Genomic DNA, 14,980 nt, shown 5'->3' on the forward strand with positions numbered 1-14,980 from the left:
ATCAAACCCCAGTTTCCAGTCTGAAGCCTACTTCCGGTTCCACAGCAGGTTCCAAAATTCATAGTCAGTTTTGTACGAAGGTACGAAGTGTTTTCCTGTAATGATGCTAACAAAATATTAGGGGGTTGTCCTACAGATGATTACAAAAACAATGACAAAGCTGTCTGTGACGCTGCTCGCTGCAACGGCTATCCTGTCGGCTTGCGGCAGCAACAACAATAATAACGGGAATGCCAATACCGGTGATAAGTCGGCGGCATCCAATGCTCCGAGCGCGGCAGCGACGGATACGAAGAAAGAGGTTAGTTTCACCATCGGATACGCCGCCGGTGATCCTGCAACGAAACAGGCGATTGCCAATTCGGTCAAAGCCTTTATGGCAGCTAATCCGAATGTGAAGATTAAAGATCTCAGCGAAACGACCTCCGCCGCTTATCTCGATTGGCTGAAAACCAAAGATGCGGTAGGCGAATTCCCGGATTTGGTGGAAATGCGTGATACCGAGGTATTTGCCGATGCCGGAAAAATTGTCGAGCTGCCAACCGACCTGCTGGATTTATTCGATAATCCTCCGCAAGTAGAAGGCAAGGTCTGGAACGCTCCTCTGTCCGTCAACGTGCCACAAGGCATTATTTACAGCAAAAAAGCTTATACCGATGCCGGAATTACTGAACTCCCCAAAACCTATGATGAGTTCCTGGCGATCCAGGAAAAGCTGAAATCTGGCGGAATCACCCCGCTGGTGGTTGGCGGTAAGGATATTTTCCACATGGGCTTCTGGGTGAATAAATTCCTGATCGACGATGTGTATTCAAAGGATCCGGATTGGAACTCCAAACGTACGGCCAAAACAGTCAGCTTTACAGATGCCAATGTGGTTAAGGCCATGACAGATTTTAAAGACCTGTTCAAGAATTACGTCGACAAGGGCTGGCTAAGCACCGGTGACAACCAGACGGCATCTATTCTGGTCTCCGGCAAAGCCGCTCAGCTCTACTCCGGCACATGGATGTTCTCACAAATTAAAGAGGCCGATCCAAACTTCGATTTCGGGTTCTATGCGATTCCTGACCGCGAAGGCAAAGTGAACGTAATTGGCCTTCCGTCACCTGCCGGCTGGTCTCTGTCCGCTGAAGCCGCCAAAGACGCCGACAAAACACAAGCCATTAAAGACTTTATCCGTTTCTTCTTTGCACCTGAACAATATTCACCGTATCTGGCCAGCGTCAATGCCATTCCATCCACTAAAGAGAAGGTAACCTACGAGACGGGCGAGCAAATGAAGATAGCCCTGGATTTGATTGCTGATCCTAACGTTACCAAATCCCTGGCGATCAACAACTGGTGGGGGGATAACCAGATTCCGCCGCAGTTCCGCAACTGGTACTATAAATTGCTGCAGGATTTGGTTGTGAATGATGAAGATGTAGCTAGTTATATGAAACAAGCCGATACAGAATACGATGCACAAGTGAAGGCTAACCAACAGTAAAGAAAGAGCGTCCGGAAGAGGAGTGCCTTCGTATAAGGTGAACCACTCCTCTTCACCGGCGCATCTCCGGGAGGGAGAGTAACTATGGCTACAGCAATAGAGAGAGCAGACAAGCCGCTGGCGGCAGCCGTTCCGAAGAAAAAGAAGAAGTGGCAGTCCTACGCATTCATGTTTATTTTGCCATCATTTTTGATTTATACATTGTTCGTTATTGTTCCTACTGTAGGAAGTATATATTTAAGCTTCACCTCATGGGATGGCATCAGCGAAGATGTGAGGTACATCGGGTTCGCTAACTTTGTGGAAATCTGGCATAGCCCCCGCGTTCACAACGCGCTGAAGAATACTTTGCTTATGACGGTCAGCCTGGTCGTGCTGGAGAATATCGCCGCTATTGCCTTGGCCATTCTCGTAGATAAAGTGCGCTGGTTCCGCAATCTGTTCAGAAGTATTTTTTATTTCCCTACTCTGCTCAGCGGGATTGTAATGGGGTTTGTCTGGGCCATGATTTTGAATTACAACTTTGGTGTGTTTAATCAGATTCTGGATAGTGTCGGGCTGGGAAGCTGGATGGTAGACTGGCTCGGGAATCCGAAGTATGCGATGATTTCGATCATTTTGTCCACGGTGTGGAAAGGCGCGGGGTATTACATGATCATCTATCTGGCAGGGCTGCAAGGCATTCCTGCTGAGCTGAATGAAGCGGCAAGCATTGACGGTGCGAACGGCTGGCAGCAATTCCGCCACATTACCTTCCCGCTGTTAGCCGGATCGATGACCGTATGTATGGTGCTCTCCATGATCAGTGCGCTGAAGATTTTTGATCAGATTGCAGTAATGACCGATGGGGGCCCCGGCTTTGATACCGAGACATTGACCTATATTATTTATAAAGTCGGCTTTGGCGAACTAAGGCAGGGCTTTGGTACGGCGCTGGCAATGGTGCTGTTCCTGATCATTATGATTATTACGGTCATCCAGGTTAAATTCCTCCGGAAACGTGAGGTGCAGATGTAATATGACGATTCATACGAAAAAAAGACTCTGGGAGATTTCCCTGTTTATTGTAACGCTGCTGCTGGCGATCATTTTCTTTTTCCCGATCTTCTTTAACCTGATGTCTGCCTTTAAAAGCAACGCTGAAATCATGAAGGATGCCATTGCGTTCCCTAAGGGATTATATCTGGACAGCTTTAAATATCTGCTCACAGAAACCGAATTTCCCCGGGCGATCCTGAACAGTCTGATTCTAACACTGGTTTCGATCGTTGCTCAGGTCTTGATCATTCCTATGGCAGGTTACGCCATCGAACGCAGAAATGTCCGCTGGACCAAATTTATGTTCCTGTATTTCCTGGCCGGGATGATGATTCCGTTTCAGGCATACATGATCCCTTTGTTCAAAGAGCTGAGAATGTTCGGGTTGTACGGAAGTCTTGCCGGTCCGATTCTGGTCTATGTGGCCGGGGCCGTCGGCTTTGGCTGCCTGCTCTACACCAGCTTCGTCAAAGGCATTCCGCAGGAAATTGAGGAAGCGGCAGAGATTGACGGCTGCTCCCGTTACGGGATTTTTTGGAAAATTGTCTTCCCGCTTATGGGACCGGTTACGGCAAGCATGGTTGTGCTTAACGGTCTGGGGATCTGGAATGATTTTCTGCTGCCGATGCTCGTGCTTCCTTCAGGCGAAGCCAAAACGATGGTCGTGGAAATCTACCGCTATATCGGTGAATTTTCCTCCCGCTGGGATATGATTTTTGCCGGAACGGCGATGTCCGTTGTGCCTGTGCTGATTGTTTTTGTATCGCTGCAAAAGTATTTTGTTAAAGGTATCGCCGCAGGCGCTACCAAAGGTTAAGCATAAATATATTGTTGAGGCTGCCCCTAGATCACAGGGGGCGGCCTTGCTGCATTTTCATAAATGCTTCCGGATTTAACGTCTCACTTTCAATAACAATCGCGGTTAATCCGGTATCTGTTCTGGTTTCATGCCATTCGTCTTTCTCCCAGAATACTGCATCCCAGGCCTGCACCGGGACATATTCTGCTGCTTCTCCCCGGACATATCCTTCTCCTTCTATGATCAGCAGCAGCTGCGGCACAACGGCTTGGTGATAACCGATTACGCCATTCTCTTGTAGATGCATACATCCGATATGGGCAGCCTGTTCGGTTTGTACAATACGCGACATTATAAAATTTGAATTGAAAGCCGTAATGGACTTACCGCTCTCTTTGGCAAAGCTGTATATCTTCATATGATCCTCCCGGTTCCCTGATGTTTAGCTTGATTTATCGTTTGACAGCTTAGGATCAGCTGTAAGCCTGCGGTAGCCCATTGGAGGCAGACCGGTCCAGCGCTTAAATTGTTTGCTGAAATGGGAGACGTCGCGATAACCGAGCCGATGGGCAATCGCTTCGACGGACAGGCTGTTGTCAAGCAGCAGCAGCTTGGCATGGCGGATAATCAGATCGGAGAGATATTGTCTCGGAGACATCCCGTAGATCTGGCGGAAGGCCCGGTTGCAGTGATTCGGGCTATAACCCAGCTGTGCTGCGATGCCTTCAATACCGTCGCCACGGCTGCCTGTAGCTTCTGCCGTGAAGACGGATTCCTGCAACAGGCCTTCGATGGCATTCGCCAGGGCAACGGTATTCTCCGTGACTCCCGGAAGTGCGCTTCCAGAAGCAACAGGCATTTCGGCCAAGACCCAGCCGCTGAGTGCGGTGAATAGCTGCAATGAGGCGTTCAGTATCATTAACCGGTTCAACTGCGAATCGCTGGCTTCGGAGAGAATCACCCTGCTGATGATAATGTCCAGCGCGGAACGGATAGACCGCAGCTCCGGGCTGCTCCCGCTGAGACTGACCGTATCCATCGTCATTAGGGAACGCCGCAGAATCAGATCATCAATATCAAAATGCAGGCAGAAATAAGTCATTTCATTGCCGGAATCCGCGCCGAGGCTGGAATGCTGTACACCGGGGCGGATGAATAGAATATCTCCGCTTTCCTGAACATAAGAGCGGCCGCCGACCGTCATTTGCTGCCTGCCCTGCAGAACTATATTGATTTCAAACATTGGGTGGGTATGTACTGGATACTGCCACTGCGTATTTACTTTGCGCCAGTGGGCGGCAAAAATATGAAAAGCTGCCTGGATGTCCGGAGACATCCGGCCGTCCAGGGAATGCTGAATGCCGGGATCATTTGACTTCATTGCCATCCTCATTTTCGAATAGAATATGGGTTTATTATAGCATAGCTTGCTCCAGGCGATTGATTTGCCCAAATAATAGGCGGCTTTGGCCCTGTCGCACCCAGGGCGGCATAGATAACATAGAGATAGAGCCCGGCCGCCGCCGGGAATCAGCCTGGAGGGAGTGTTTTTACGATATGCCGCAGAATCAGTTTTTCAACGCCCATCATTCACCGATCGGCTCTTTTGCCAGCTTTACATTAGGATTTAAGGGTGCGGGAGGCGGCTTTGATCTGGAAGCCGGGAAGCCGCCCAGACAGAATATATTTATCGGACTGCAGCGGAAGGATGGCAGCGGCTTTGATACACTGCCGTTTCACGAGCATGACGGGGAGGATGAGAGCAAGCGCTACGATATCGAGAATCCTGATCCTAAACCGTCTAAACCGCGGATCCTCTTTCCGTTTGCGGACGGGGAAATTGTCCGGGATTTCAAGCTGACTACAGACAGCTGGCAGGTCGGTGATTTGACCTTCCGCATTTATTCGCCGGTGCGGTCCGTGCCGGACCCCGAGACGGCCTCAGAAGAAGAGTTGAAGGGGATTTTGCTGCCGGCGCTGCTGGTGGAATTTGAAGTAGATAACACTGCCGGTGAAGTTGAGCGGCGTGCATTCTTTGGCTTCCAGGGCAACGATCCCTATAGTGCGATGAGAAGACTGGATGACTGCTCCGCAGAGCTTGCCGGTGTCGGGCAAGGAAGATTTGTGGCGATTGCCGCAGAGCAGGGAACGGCAAGGTCGGCCATGCATTTCAAATTGGAGGATATTCTGCTGTCGGAGCTGGAGGAGAACTGGACCTTTGGCCTTGGCCGGGTAGGAGCTCTTGTCATGGATGTTCCGCCTGGCGTCCGGAAGACCTACCGTTTCGCTGTCAGCTTCCACCGGTCAGGTTACGTTACCTCCGGTATGGATGCTTCCTATTACTACAACCGCTATTTCAACAATGTGGAGTCCGTGGCTGAATATGCGTTGTCGCATTTTGATGAATTGAAGCAGCAGGCGCTGCAGGCGAACAGCCTCCTGGAAAACACAGGCCTTAGTAGGGATCAGACCTTTATGCTGGCCCATGCTATCCGCAGCTATTACGGCTCGACGCAGTTGCTGGACTACAAGGGCAAGCCGTTCTGGATCGTAAATGAAGGCGAATACCGGATGATGAACACCTTCGACCTTACCGTCGATCAGCTGTTCTATGAACTGAAGATGAATCCATGGACGGTCCGCAACGAGCTTAATATGTTCGTAGACAGATTCAGCTACACCGACACGGTCCGCTTCCCTGGCGACCAAACGGAATACCCTGGAGGTCTCAGCTTTACCCATGATATGGGAGTGGCAAATACTGTATCACGTCCCGGTTATTCCGCCTATGAGATGTACGGCATTGACGGCTGCTTCTCGCATATGACCCATGAACAGCTGGTCAACTGGGTTCTTACGTCGGCCGTCTATCTGGAGCATACAGGCGATCTTTCCTGGATGGAGCGGAATCTGACCGTGCTGGAGAGCTGCCTGCAAAGTATGCTGAACCGCGATCATCCGGACCCGGAGCAGAGAAACGGAGTTATGGGCCTCGACAGCTCGCGCACAATGGGCGGTGCCGAAATTACCACCTATGACAGCCTGGATGTTTCGCTTGGCCAGGCCCGCAACAACATCTATCTTGCCGGGAAGTGCTGGGCGGCTTACCTGGCCATGGAGAAGATTTTCCGGGAGAATGGAAACACAGAACTGTCAGAAACAGCCGGAGCTCAGGCGGAACGCTGCGCAGCAACGATTGTTGCCAGCGTAACGGAAGACGGTTATATCCCGGCAGTGATTGGGGAAGGGAATGATTCGAAGATCATCCCGGCTATTGAAGGTCTGGTCTTCCCGTATTTCACAGGCTGCAAGGAAGCACTGGAACGCGGAGGCCGGTTCGGCGCTTATATCGCGGCATTGGAGCGGCATCTGGAGGCGGTTCTTGTGCAGGGTGTCTGCCTGTTCGAGAACGGCGGCTGGAAAATCTCCTCCACCAGCAACAACAGCTGGCTGAGCAAAGTGTATCTCTGCCAATTCATCGCCAGACAAATTCTTGGGCTGGAATGGAGTGAAGCCGGCCGGGAAGCGGACCGGGCGCATGTGGAATGGCTCACACATCCGCAGCTTTCCATCTGGAGCTGGAGCGACCAGATTATCTCCGGGGAAATTACCGGCAGCAAATATTACCCTCGCGGGGTAACAGCTATCCTGTGGCTGGATGAACAATAAGCAGAGGGCTCCAGCAACAAGCGGGTACCTGATATAGAGAAACACCAGAATAAGCGGTTTCTCCGGTTAGATCATGACCGGGGAACCGTTTTTGTTATTTTGAGATTTGGAAATCCTGTAAGAGAAAAAAAATTTAGAAACTACTGTAATAGTCTTGATTATTGTAGACGATCGTAGTAGTATGGTGTTACAAACTATTGCAATAGTCTGAAAGGAGATGATCCACATTCAAATTAAACTTTTTGACTCTGAGCTCAAAGTCATGGATGTTTTATGGAAGGAAGGCACCATAACCGCCAAGAAGCTTGCTGAAATCCTGAGTGAGCAGGTGGGCTGGAACAAGAACACCACCTACACCGTAATCAAAAAATGTATCGACAAGGGCGCCATAGAACGGCTTGAACCTAATTTCCTCTGCCGGGCTATTCTTCCTAAAGAACAGGTACAGGAACAAGAAACGGCTGAATTGATTAACAAGGTCTTTGACGGCTCCACAGAGCTGCTGTTTGCTTCTCTTTTGAACACGAAAAAACTATCCGCTAATGAAATTGCCAGACTCAAGCAGCTAGTGGAGCAACTGAAATGAGCTGGCTTATGGATGTTTTTCAAATGAGCCTTACTGCGGCTGTACTCATTATTGCGATCGTGGTTGTTCGTGCATTGACCTTGCATAAGCTGCCGAAGAAAACGTTTCTTGTACTTTGGGGTGTGGTGCTCTGCCGCTTGCTTATTCCGTTCTCGATCCCGTCTACCTTCAGTTTCTACACAGGCTTAGATAGGCTGGAACGGGTATTGAAGACAACATCATCAACCCCGCCTCCTGCAGAAGCAACAAGAATCTTACATAATGTGAATTTTTCTGGGACAGCGGAGTCCATTGGAAATGTCGCGTCTTCAGTACCAGCTTCGGCACCAGCACCAGCATCCATTCCACTCCTTGCGGTCATTGGGCTGCTGGGAATGTGTGCCTTTGCCCTGTTTTTTATCGTGACCTATATTAAATGCCGCAGAGAATTTCAAACCTCTTTGCCGGTCGAGAATGATTTCGCCGCTCGATGGCTGCAGGAACATCCCCTGCGCCGGCAGGTACAAATCAGACAATCTGATAAAATCAAAGCGCCATTGACCTATGGGGTTTTTCAGCCTGTAATTCTCATGCCTAAAGATATGGATTGGACCGATGAAACGCGGTTGCGGTATATTTTTACCCATGAATTTGTGCATATCCGGCGTTTTGATGCTCTGACAAAGCTGGTGTTGACATTTGCCCTGTGTCTGCACTGGTTCAATCCTATGGTGTGGGTGATGTATATCCTGGTCAATCGTGATATTGAACTCTCCTGTGATGAAACCGTTGTGAGGACATTCGGAGAACCCATAAAAGCGGCGTATGCCATGACGCTGATTGGGATGGAGGAGAAGAAAAGCAAGGCGACTCCGTTATTTAACAGCTTCAGTAAAAATTCAATTGAAGAGAGGATTATCGCGATTATGAAAATGAAAAAAACGACAGTCTTTGGATCTGCTGCGGCATTGCTGCTGATTGCGGGTACCGTTACTGCTTTTGCAACCAGTGCGGCTAAGCCTGTTTCCGGCAGTGGTTTTGAAGAGAATTCGATGGCAGTTTATGAACCCTACGGCCTGGTCTATGATGCCAAAAGCCATGAGTTAATGTATCAAAATGAAGAAGTCCGTGATTTCTTTGATGAACAGGCGGGAGTCGGCCAGTCTATGATGGATGGAACTGTAGATGTATATGCAGTCTATAAGAATGGCAAACTGGCCGGAATCAAAAAGCGGAGCACGGAAGAGTTCAGCAAGACAACAGCCGAGAAGGAAGCATTGCAGAAGGAATTCGCAGAGAAAAGAAAGGAACTCGGTATTGCAGACAATGAAGACTTCGCCTATTCGGATGATTCTGAGGGTCAGGCAGGTGCAGCGGGTCAGTCGTCTGGTACTGCTTATTCCTATAGCGATGAAACTGGGGCAGTTCAAATCAGCACCGATGACGGGAAAACGTGGACGAGTGAAGAAGCCTATGAACAAGCAAATCCACAGCCAAAGGTTGTATGGTGGACCTATGAAGAATATAAAGCATGGCTTGCGGAAGAAAAGAAAGCGCTGAAATCCATCATTGGCGGAAAAGGCTGGAATCCGACCGATGGCTGGTATGAATGGACACCTGAGAAGGTTAATAAGGCCATAGCTATGTATGAGGGGATATTGGAGGATATTAAGAAGGGTGTAAAGGTTTCAAAATCGGTGGATGGAAAAGATGACATGATATTGTCGTATAACCCTGGAGAAATAGAAGTATCTACAGCTCACGAAATGACAATTTCTGATGACAACGGGAATACATCAGACATCGGTCCCTATGACACCAAAGAAGAATTGCTGGCTGCAATAAAGCTTTATTGCGAGAGACAGGTGAAAGCTGGAAAGTTAACCCAGATGGAAGCGGAAAAACTGATCAGCGAAGCTACTGCACAGCAACAATAATCTATAAGTGTCAATACAAAACGCCTTGTCCTCTTTGGAGAGCAAGGCGTTTCTTATTGTCACATCATTCATTCTCAAGCTTAGAAAATGCGATGTTGCCATCCGTTCAATTTCGAGACAGCTTCCACATAGTAGTAGTCTCCATAAATCAGTGACACGTCGATGAAGGAGGTTCCGCTGCCCGTACCGTGCAGCAAAATGGCTTCATGCTCCGGCTGGTCCCAGGTGGCGTAGTTCTCTGTCAGCGAGCGCAAGATCCGTTCTGCAGCATTAGCGTAAAGTCTCTTCTCACCGGGTGGAACAACTTCAGCGAGTTCCAGCAATCCGGAGGCAGCGATGGATGCAGCCGAGCTGTCTCTGAACATCCGCTTGTCATCCTCCAGACGGAAATCCCAATACGGCACGTGATCCTCAGGCAATGCCGCGATGAAATAATGGGCAATCCGCTTGGCCGTATCCAGAAAACGCTCATCCCCGGTGTGGCGGTAAGTGTTGATGAAGCCATAAAGTCCCCAGGCTGCCCCGCGGCTCCAGCAGGATTCGGCGGAATAGCCCTGCCCGCCAAAGTTCCCGATGTATTCTCCGGTTTCCGCATCGAAGGAAAGAATATGTTTGGTCGATCCGTCTTCATTGACGCCATATTTCATCGCCGTTTCGGCATGGCTCACAGCAGTATGCTTGTACCGCGGATCGCCGCTGACCTTGCTCGCCCAGAACAGCAGAGAGATATTCAGCATGCAGTCGATAATCACCCAGCCGTATTTATCTTCATTCCACGCACGGATGAATTTGCCCACCGGATTGTAGCGTGCAGCGAGGAAATTGGCAGCTTCAAGTCCTCTGCGCAGCCCATCCTCATCTCCGGTCAAAGTATGCTTAATTACGGCTGTCGGCAGAAATTGAAAACCTACATCATGATGTAATTCAACGGTCGGTTTAACAAACCATTCCTCAAGTGTGGCGTCCCAATGCCAGGCGGCTTCCTTGTACAGGTCCTTTCCGGTCATATCATGCATAATCCACAGGAGGCCCGGCCAAAAGCCCGTCGTCCACCAGTCTGAGCCGATATCGTCAAATTTGCCGCCTGCTCCGGCGAAATGCGGACATTTGCCGCCGATTTGCTCCACCATGCGCGTTACCTTAGTATCGAGTCTGTCCATGACTTCCTGCCAATACGTTTTACTCATTGCGATTCCTCCATTGGATTAGATGTGCCCCCAGTATATCGCTATCCGTACGGTCAAAGTTGTGATTTGATATTCGAAAATATCGAAATATTGTCATGATCATAGCTGGATAAAGATCACTCGCTAATTCCACAACTACTGCTAAAGCGACAAAATACAAACATTTTCTTATAACGTTGCCAAACTTTTGTGCAGTCCCTGAACTTTATAATATAAATAGGAAAATTACAGGGGGGACTCAGGTCAATGAACCAAGTGCAAATCTATAACGCTCCCAATAACATACCGCTCAGGGAGGATTTCAGGGTTAAGGTTCGTCCGGTTGGAGGGGAATGGCAGCCGCTTTTGATTTACGAGGTCAAAGTGGACATGCATCAGGTCCGCCCGACATCGCTCGCTTTTTTTGATCTGCAGGGTATGGCTGAAGTGGAAATCACATGCCTCTATACAGAAATTACTCATGTGAACATTGCTCCGGCAGCAAGAAATATCAAATTTGAGCAGGATGGCCGCAAACTCTCTTTCCTGTTGAACGGCCCGCAAAAGCTTTCGGTGGAAATTAACGGCGACCGTTTCCGTAATCTGCATCTGTTCGCGAATGAGCAGGAGGAAAATGTGCCTCAGCCTGGGTATGCCAACGTGCACCTGATTCAGCCTGGCATTCACCGGACCCCCGATCTGTTAAGCCTGCTCGCAACGGCCAGAGAGGCCGAAGGCGGAATGCCGCAAACACTCTATTTTGCATCAGGCACCCATTACATCGAAGAAACGGTATTTCCGGTACCCTCAGGAACGACCGTATATCTTGCCGGAGGGTCAGTCCTAGTAGGTTCACTGGTGTGTGAAGGAGTAGAGGATGTAACCATCCACGGGCGGGGTGTCATTTATTTGGCGGACTTCCACCGGTTTTCGGCTTTTCGCGGTGTGCGAATTGTCTTCTCGCAACGGGTGAATGTGGAAGGAATTACCGTCATTGATCCGCCGCATTACAGTGTGTTTATCGGGCAGTCTGCTAAGATTTCGATCAACAACCTGAAGTCATTCAGCACACGGGGCTGGAGCGACGGAATCGACATCATGGCGAGCAGCGATATTGACATCCGTGATGTCTTCATGCGGAATTCCGACGACTGCATCGCCATTTACGGCTCCAGATGGGATTTCTATGGAGACAGCCGGGACATTAGTGTACGGGACTCCATTCTATGGGCCGATGTGGCTCATCCGCTGATGATTGGCACCCATGGAGATCACCGGCGGAGCGGGGATTTGATCGAGAACATTGTGTTCGAGAATATCGATATTCTGGAGCATCATGAACCTCAGGAGAATTATTGGGGAGCATTGGCTATTAATGCCGGGGACCGCAATACGGTGCGGAATATCCTGTATAGCGATATCAGGGTGGAGCGGATTGAGCAGGGTCAGCTGCTGGATCTGCGTGTGGTGATGAACAAGGATTACAATCCGGAACCGGGCTCGGGCATCGAAAATATTACGTTCCGCAATGTACGCTTCGACGGCGCTGACATCCAACCTTCCCGTATTTATGGATACGATGGAAAACGGGGCGTAGACGGTGTATCATTTATCAATTTGCAGATCAATGGCGAAGTGATAGGAGAGGCGCGCACAGACCTAATGCTGATCAATGAATATGCGCGCAATATTGTTTTTGTGAGCGAAGATACCCGTTAGTTACTCTTCCGGTATTTTAGGGGAGTGGTGCCGAGGACTCTTTTGAACAGCTGGTTGAAATAGGAGGCATTCGGGAAACCGACCGTGATACCGATCTGCTCCACAGGCATGTCCGTTGTGCTGAGCAGGCGGCAGGCTTGCTTGATCCGCCGGGCGGTCAGATAGTCGACCAGGCGGCTTCCCGTTTCCTGGTGGAAGATCCGCGAGACATAAGACTTCGACAAATGGGTCTCCGCTGCGAGCTGCTCGAGGTTCACCTCTTCCTGGTAATGCTCCTCGATCCAGTTCATGATCTGCTCGGAATAGCGGAGATTCCGCCGTTCCTCCGGTTGGATCAACATGTTGCCGCCGGTTCCCAGGCAGCTCAGTAATTGCGTAATCAGCATTGTAATATCCTCGGAATCTTCCACTGGGGAATGGGTCCGGCACTGATCATACTGGTTATAAATCCATTGTATGGCCTCATTCTGACTGCCGAGATCAAATCCGCAATAGGTGTTCTTGCCCTGCCATAAGGCAGAGAAGAGCGCCTTGCGCTTGGGGAAGTACTTCAGCAGATTCTCGGCGGTATGCGGATCCACATAGAAAATGCTGCGCACAAATGGGTATTCCGCAGAGACCTCCGAATAAATCCGGTGCAGCTGATAAGGCTGGAAAAAAAACAGCATGCCGGAGCGGATATCGTACATTTGCTGATTGACGACAACATTGCCCTGACCGCTGTGGATATACATGATCTCGCAGCACTGGTGCCAGTGGTAGTAGCCCTTGTAATAGTCATCAGTGTATAGCTGATAGTCCCAGATTAGCGACTTGTGATCCGTGAAAATAACAGGTTCGAATAGCTGCTTCATAGTTCCTCCATCATGACAAAATACAAACATTTTATAATAACTCATTATAACTTTCAACCGCTGCAAGCGCTACGATATTAACTGTAAATCCAAAATTTAAATAGACAATTCTATCATCCCTGGAGGTTTAGAATTTATGGCGCAACCGATTGTGAATCCGGTATTGACCGGTTTTCATCCCGATCCGTCCTTTTTACGGGTTGGGGATGATTATTATATTGCTACATCCACCTTTGAATGGTTCCCGGGTGTTGAGATCCACCATTCACGTGATCTGATTCACTGGCACTCGCTTACCCGTGTGCTGACGGAGTCTTCGCAGGTTGATCTGCGCGGCAACGTAAGTTCTGGTTCCATTTGGGCACCGGCGCTTTCATTTGATAACGGGTTGTATTATCTGCTGTTTACGGATGTGAAATCCCGCAAGAGCGTGTATAAGGATCTGCATAACTACCTCATTACAGCGCCCGATATTAGGGGGCCATGGAGTGAGCCGGTCCGGCTGAACGGCAGCGGATTTGATCCCTTTCTGTTCCATGATACAGACGGCCGGAAATGGCTGCTTAATATGCGCTGGGATTTCCGCAAGAGCCACAGCAATTTCTCCGGCATTATTATGCAGGAATATGATCTCTCAACCGGTAAGCTGACCGGTCCGGTGCACGAAATCTATAATGGGACACCGACCGGTGTTACGGAAGGTCCACAATTGTACAAACGTAATGGTTATTACTATCTGCTTGTTGCTGAAGGCGGCACAGGTGTGAACCATATGGTCACCATGGCGAGAAGCCGCTGCTTGACCGGACCCTATGAAACAGATCCCGATTATCCGATAATGACGACCGCCCATGATCTGACCTATCCCTTCCAGCAGGCCGGTCATGGGTCACTGGTGGAAACACAAAATGGCGAATGGTATATGGCCCATTTGTGCACACGGCCGATTCCCGGGACGGGGACGATGAATCCGCTCGGCAGGGAGACGGCGATCCAGCACTGTGTATGGACCGAAGACGGTTGGCTGCGGCTGGCGCATGGCGGGAAGCTGCCTGCTCTTGTGACAGAGGCGCCGGATCTGCCGCCGCATCCCTTTGAATCGTTGCCGGAACGTGATGAGTTCGATAGCGAAGAGCTAGGGTATCCCTATCAGGGACTTCGTATTCCTTTTGATCCTTCATGGGTCAGCTTGACGGAGCGTCCGGGTTTTCTGCGTCTGACTGGCAGAGAATCGCTGGCTTCCCTGCATAATCAGAGTCTAGTCGCCCGCCCGATCCAGCATTTTGCCTGCAGGGTGTCCACTTGTATGGAGTTTAGTCCTGTTAGCATGATGGAAATGGCGGGACTGGTACTTTATTACGATGACAGTGACTATTATTATTTGCGGGTGACGGCCGATGAGATCCGCGGCGTGAGCCTTGGCGTTGTGCTGTGCAGAGCCGGTAAATACGATGAAATCTCCTCCATGCAAATCTCGGTGAAGGATTGGGAGCGCTATTATCTCAAGGCAGAGATCAACGGGCGGGATATCGTGTTCTATGCTTCCCCGGACGGGGAGGTTTGGACAGCGATGTGCACACCGCTTGATTTCGGCACACTTTCCGATGAATATGGCGGCAAACTCGGGTTCACCGGCTCCTATGCAGGAGTCTGCGCTCAGGACCTGGACCAGCAGAGTAAAAAGGCGTATTTTGACTTTTTTGAATATAAAGCACTGGAAGGATAATGGCGCAGGTAATAA

At 49.8% G+C, this 14,980-nt stretch carries 12 protein-coding genes; 8 read left to right on the forward strand and 4 right to left on the reverse strand.

Annotated features, from left to right (window positions below):
- Positions 1-136 precede the first annotated feature (136 nt).
- The 3 genes from AC3WT9_RS01895 (at position 137) to AC3WT9_RS01905 (ending at position 3,347) form a co-directional block, all read left to right on the forward strand.
- On the forward strand, positions 137-1,492 hold the full coding sequence (locus AC3WT9_RS01895) for an ABC transporter substrate-binding protein (protein WP_341093899.1): 1,356 nt from the start codon (positions 137-139) through the stop codon (positions 1,490-1,492).
- Between the two features lie 84 nt (positions 1,493-1,576).
- Positions 1,577-2,509: a carbohydrate ABC transporter permease gene (locus AC3WT9_RS01900; RefSeq protein WP_052092152.1), complete on the forward strand. Its 933-nt coding sequence runs from the start codon at positions 1,577-1,579 to the stop codon at positions 2,507-2,509.
- Between the two features lies 1 nt (position 2,510).
- On the forward strand, positions 2,511-3,347 hold the full coding sequence (locus AC3WT9_RS01905; RefSeq protein ID WP_341093897.1) for a carbohydrate ABC transporter permease: 837 nt from the start codon (positions 2,511-2,513) through the stop codon (positions 3,345-3,347).
- Between the two features lie 31 nt (positions 3,348-3,378).
- Here the strand turns inward: AC3WT9_RS01905 and AC3WT9_RS01910 are convergent, their stop codons facing one another.
- Both AC3WT9_RS01910 and AC3WT9_RS01915 read right to left on the reverse strand, forming a co-directional pair.
- The gene (locus AC3WT9_RS01910) at positions 3,379-3,747 is read right to left on the reverse strand and encodes a cupin (RefSeq protein ID WP_341093896.1); all 369 of its coding nucleotides are present in this window, start codon (positions 3,745-3,747) and stop codon (positions 3,379-3,381) included.
- A 24-nt stretch (positions 3,748-3,771) separates the two neighbouring features.
- Positions 3,772-4,710: an AraC family transcriptional regulator gene (locus tag AC3WT9_RS01915; protein ID WP_341093895.1), complete on the reverse strand. Its 939-nt coding sequence runs from the start codon at positions 4,708-4,710 to the stop codon at positions 3,772-3,774.
- Positions 4,711-4,886: 176 nt separating this feature from the next.
- Here AC3WT9_RS01915 and AC3WT9_RS01920 point away from each other — a divergent pair, with 176 nt between their 5' ends.
- From AC3WT9_RS01920 to AC3WT9_RS01930, 3 genes are all read left to right on the forward strand, one after another.
- Positions 4,887-6,998, forward strand: a complete 2,112-nt coding sequence (locus AC3WT9_RS01920) for a glycoside hydrolase family 52 protein (RefSeq protein ID WP_341378895.1) — start codon at positions 4,887-4,889, stop codon at positions 6,996-6,998.
- A 217-nt stretch (positions 6,999-7,215) separates the two neighbouring features.
- Positions 7,216-7,584 (forward strand): BlaI/MecI/CopY family transcriptional regulator, encoded by a 369-nt coding sequence (locus AC3WT9_RS01925; protein ID WP_445744976.1) that lies wholly within the window; start codon positions 7,216-7,218, stop codon positions 7,582-7,584.
- Positions 7,581-9,500 (forward strand): M56 family metallopeptidase, encoded by a 1,920-nt coding sequence (locus AC3WT9_RS01930; protein WP_341378894.1) that lies wholly within the window; start codon positions 7,581-7,583, stop codon positions 9,498-9,500. Before AC3WT9_RS01925 ends, AC3WT9_RS01930 begins: the two co-directional genes overlap by 4 nt.
- 80 nt (positions 9,501-9,580) lie before the next feature.
- On the opposite strand, the gene AC3WT9_RS01935 is transcribed toward AC3WT9_RS01930, so the two are convergent.
- Positions 9,581-10,687 carry a glycoside hydrolase family 88 protein gene (locus AC3WT9_RS01935; RefSeq protein ID WP_341378893.1) on the reverse strand — a complete coding sequence of 369 codons (1,107 nt, stop codon included), beginning with the start codon at positions 10,685-10,687 and terminating at the stop codon, positions 9,581-9,583.
- 246 nt (positions 10,688-10,933) lie between these two features.
- Here AC3WT9_RS01935 and AC3WT9_RS01940 point away from each other — a divergent pair, with 246 nt between their 5' ends.
- Positions 10,934-12,385, forward strand: a complete 1,452-nt coding sequence (locus tag AC3WT9_RS01940) for a glycosyl hydrolase family 28 protein (protein WP_341378892.1) — start codon at positions 10,934-10,936, stop codon at positions 12,383-12,385.
- Here the strand turns inward: AC3WT9_RS01940 and AC3WT9_RS01945 are convergent.
- On the reverse strand, positions 12,382-13,239 hold the full coding sequence (locus AC3WT9_RS01945) for a helix-turn-helix domain-containing protein (RefSeq protein ID WP_341378891.1): 858 nt from the start codon (positions 13,237-13,239) through the stop codon (positions 12,382-12,384). The genes AC3WT9_RS01940 and AC3WT9_RS01945 overlap by 4 nt on opposite strands.
- Before the next feature lie 136 nt (positions 13,240-13,375).
- On the opposite strand from AC3WT9_RS01945, the gene AC3WT9_RS01950 reads away from it, so the two are divergent.
- A complete protein-coding gene (locus AC3WT9_RS01950) occupies positions 13,376-14,965 on the forward strand; it encodes a glycoside hydrolase family 43 protein (protein ID WP_341093888.1) in 1,590 nt (529 codons plus the stop codon).
- The last annotated feature ends 15 nt before the right edge of the window (positions 14,966-14,980 follow it).

This window comes from Paenibacillus sp. EB106-06-01-XG199, from assembly GCF_058791575.1.

Coding starts and splice junctions, on each gene's coding strand:
- AC3WT9_RS01905 (WP_341093897.1), top strand. CDS start 2,511: ATGACGATTCATACGAAAAAAAGACTCTGGGAGATTTCCCTGTTTATT.
- AC3WT9_RS01900 (WP_052092152.1), top strand. CDS start 1,577: ATGGCTACAGCAATAGAGAGAGCAGACAAGCCGCTGGCGGCAGCCGTT.
- AC3WT9_RS01945 (WP_341378891.1), bottom strand. CDS start 13,239: ATGAAGCAGCTATTCGAACCTGTTATTTTCACGGATCACAAGTCGCTA.
- AC3WT9_RS01940 (WP_341378892.1), top strand. CDS start 10,934: ATGAACCAAGTGCAAATCTATAACGCTCCCAATAACATACCGCTCAGG.
- AC3WT9_RS01915 (WP_341093895.1), bottom strand. CDS start 4,710: ATGAAGTCAAATGATCCCGGCATTCAGCATTCCCTGGACGGCCGGATG.
- AC3WT9_RS01920 (WP_341378895.1), top strand. CDS start 4,887: ATGCCGCAGAATCAGTTTTTCAACGCCCATCATTCACCGATCGGCTCT.
- AC3WT9_RS01930 (WP_341378894.1), top strand. CDS start 7,581: ATGAGCTGGCTTATGGATGTTTTTCAAATGAGCCTTACTGCGGCTGTA.
- AC3WT9_RS01910 (WP_341093896.1), bottom strand. CDS start 3,747: ATGAAGATATACAGCTTTGCCAAAGAGAGCGGTAAGTCCATTACGGCT.
- AC3WT9_RS01935 (WP_341378893.1), bottom strand. CDS start 10,687: ATGAGTAAAACGTATTGGCAGGAAGTCATGGACAGACTCGATACTAAG.
- AC3WT9_RS01950 (WP_341093888.1), top strand. CDS start 13,376: ATGGCGCAACCGATTGTGAATCCGGTATTGACCGGTTTTCATCCCGAT.
- AC3WT9_RS01925 (WP_445744976.1), top strand. CDS start 7,216: ATGATCCACATTCAAATTAAACTTTTTGACTCTGAGCTCAAAGTCATG.
- AC3WT9_RS01895 (WP_341093899.1), top strand. CDS start 137: ATGATTACAAAAACAATGACAAAGCTGTCTGTGACGCTGCTCGCTGCA.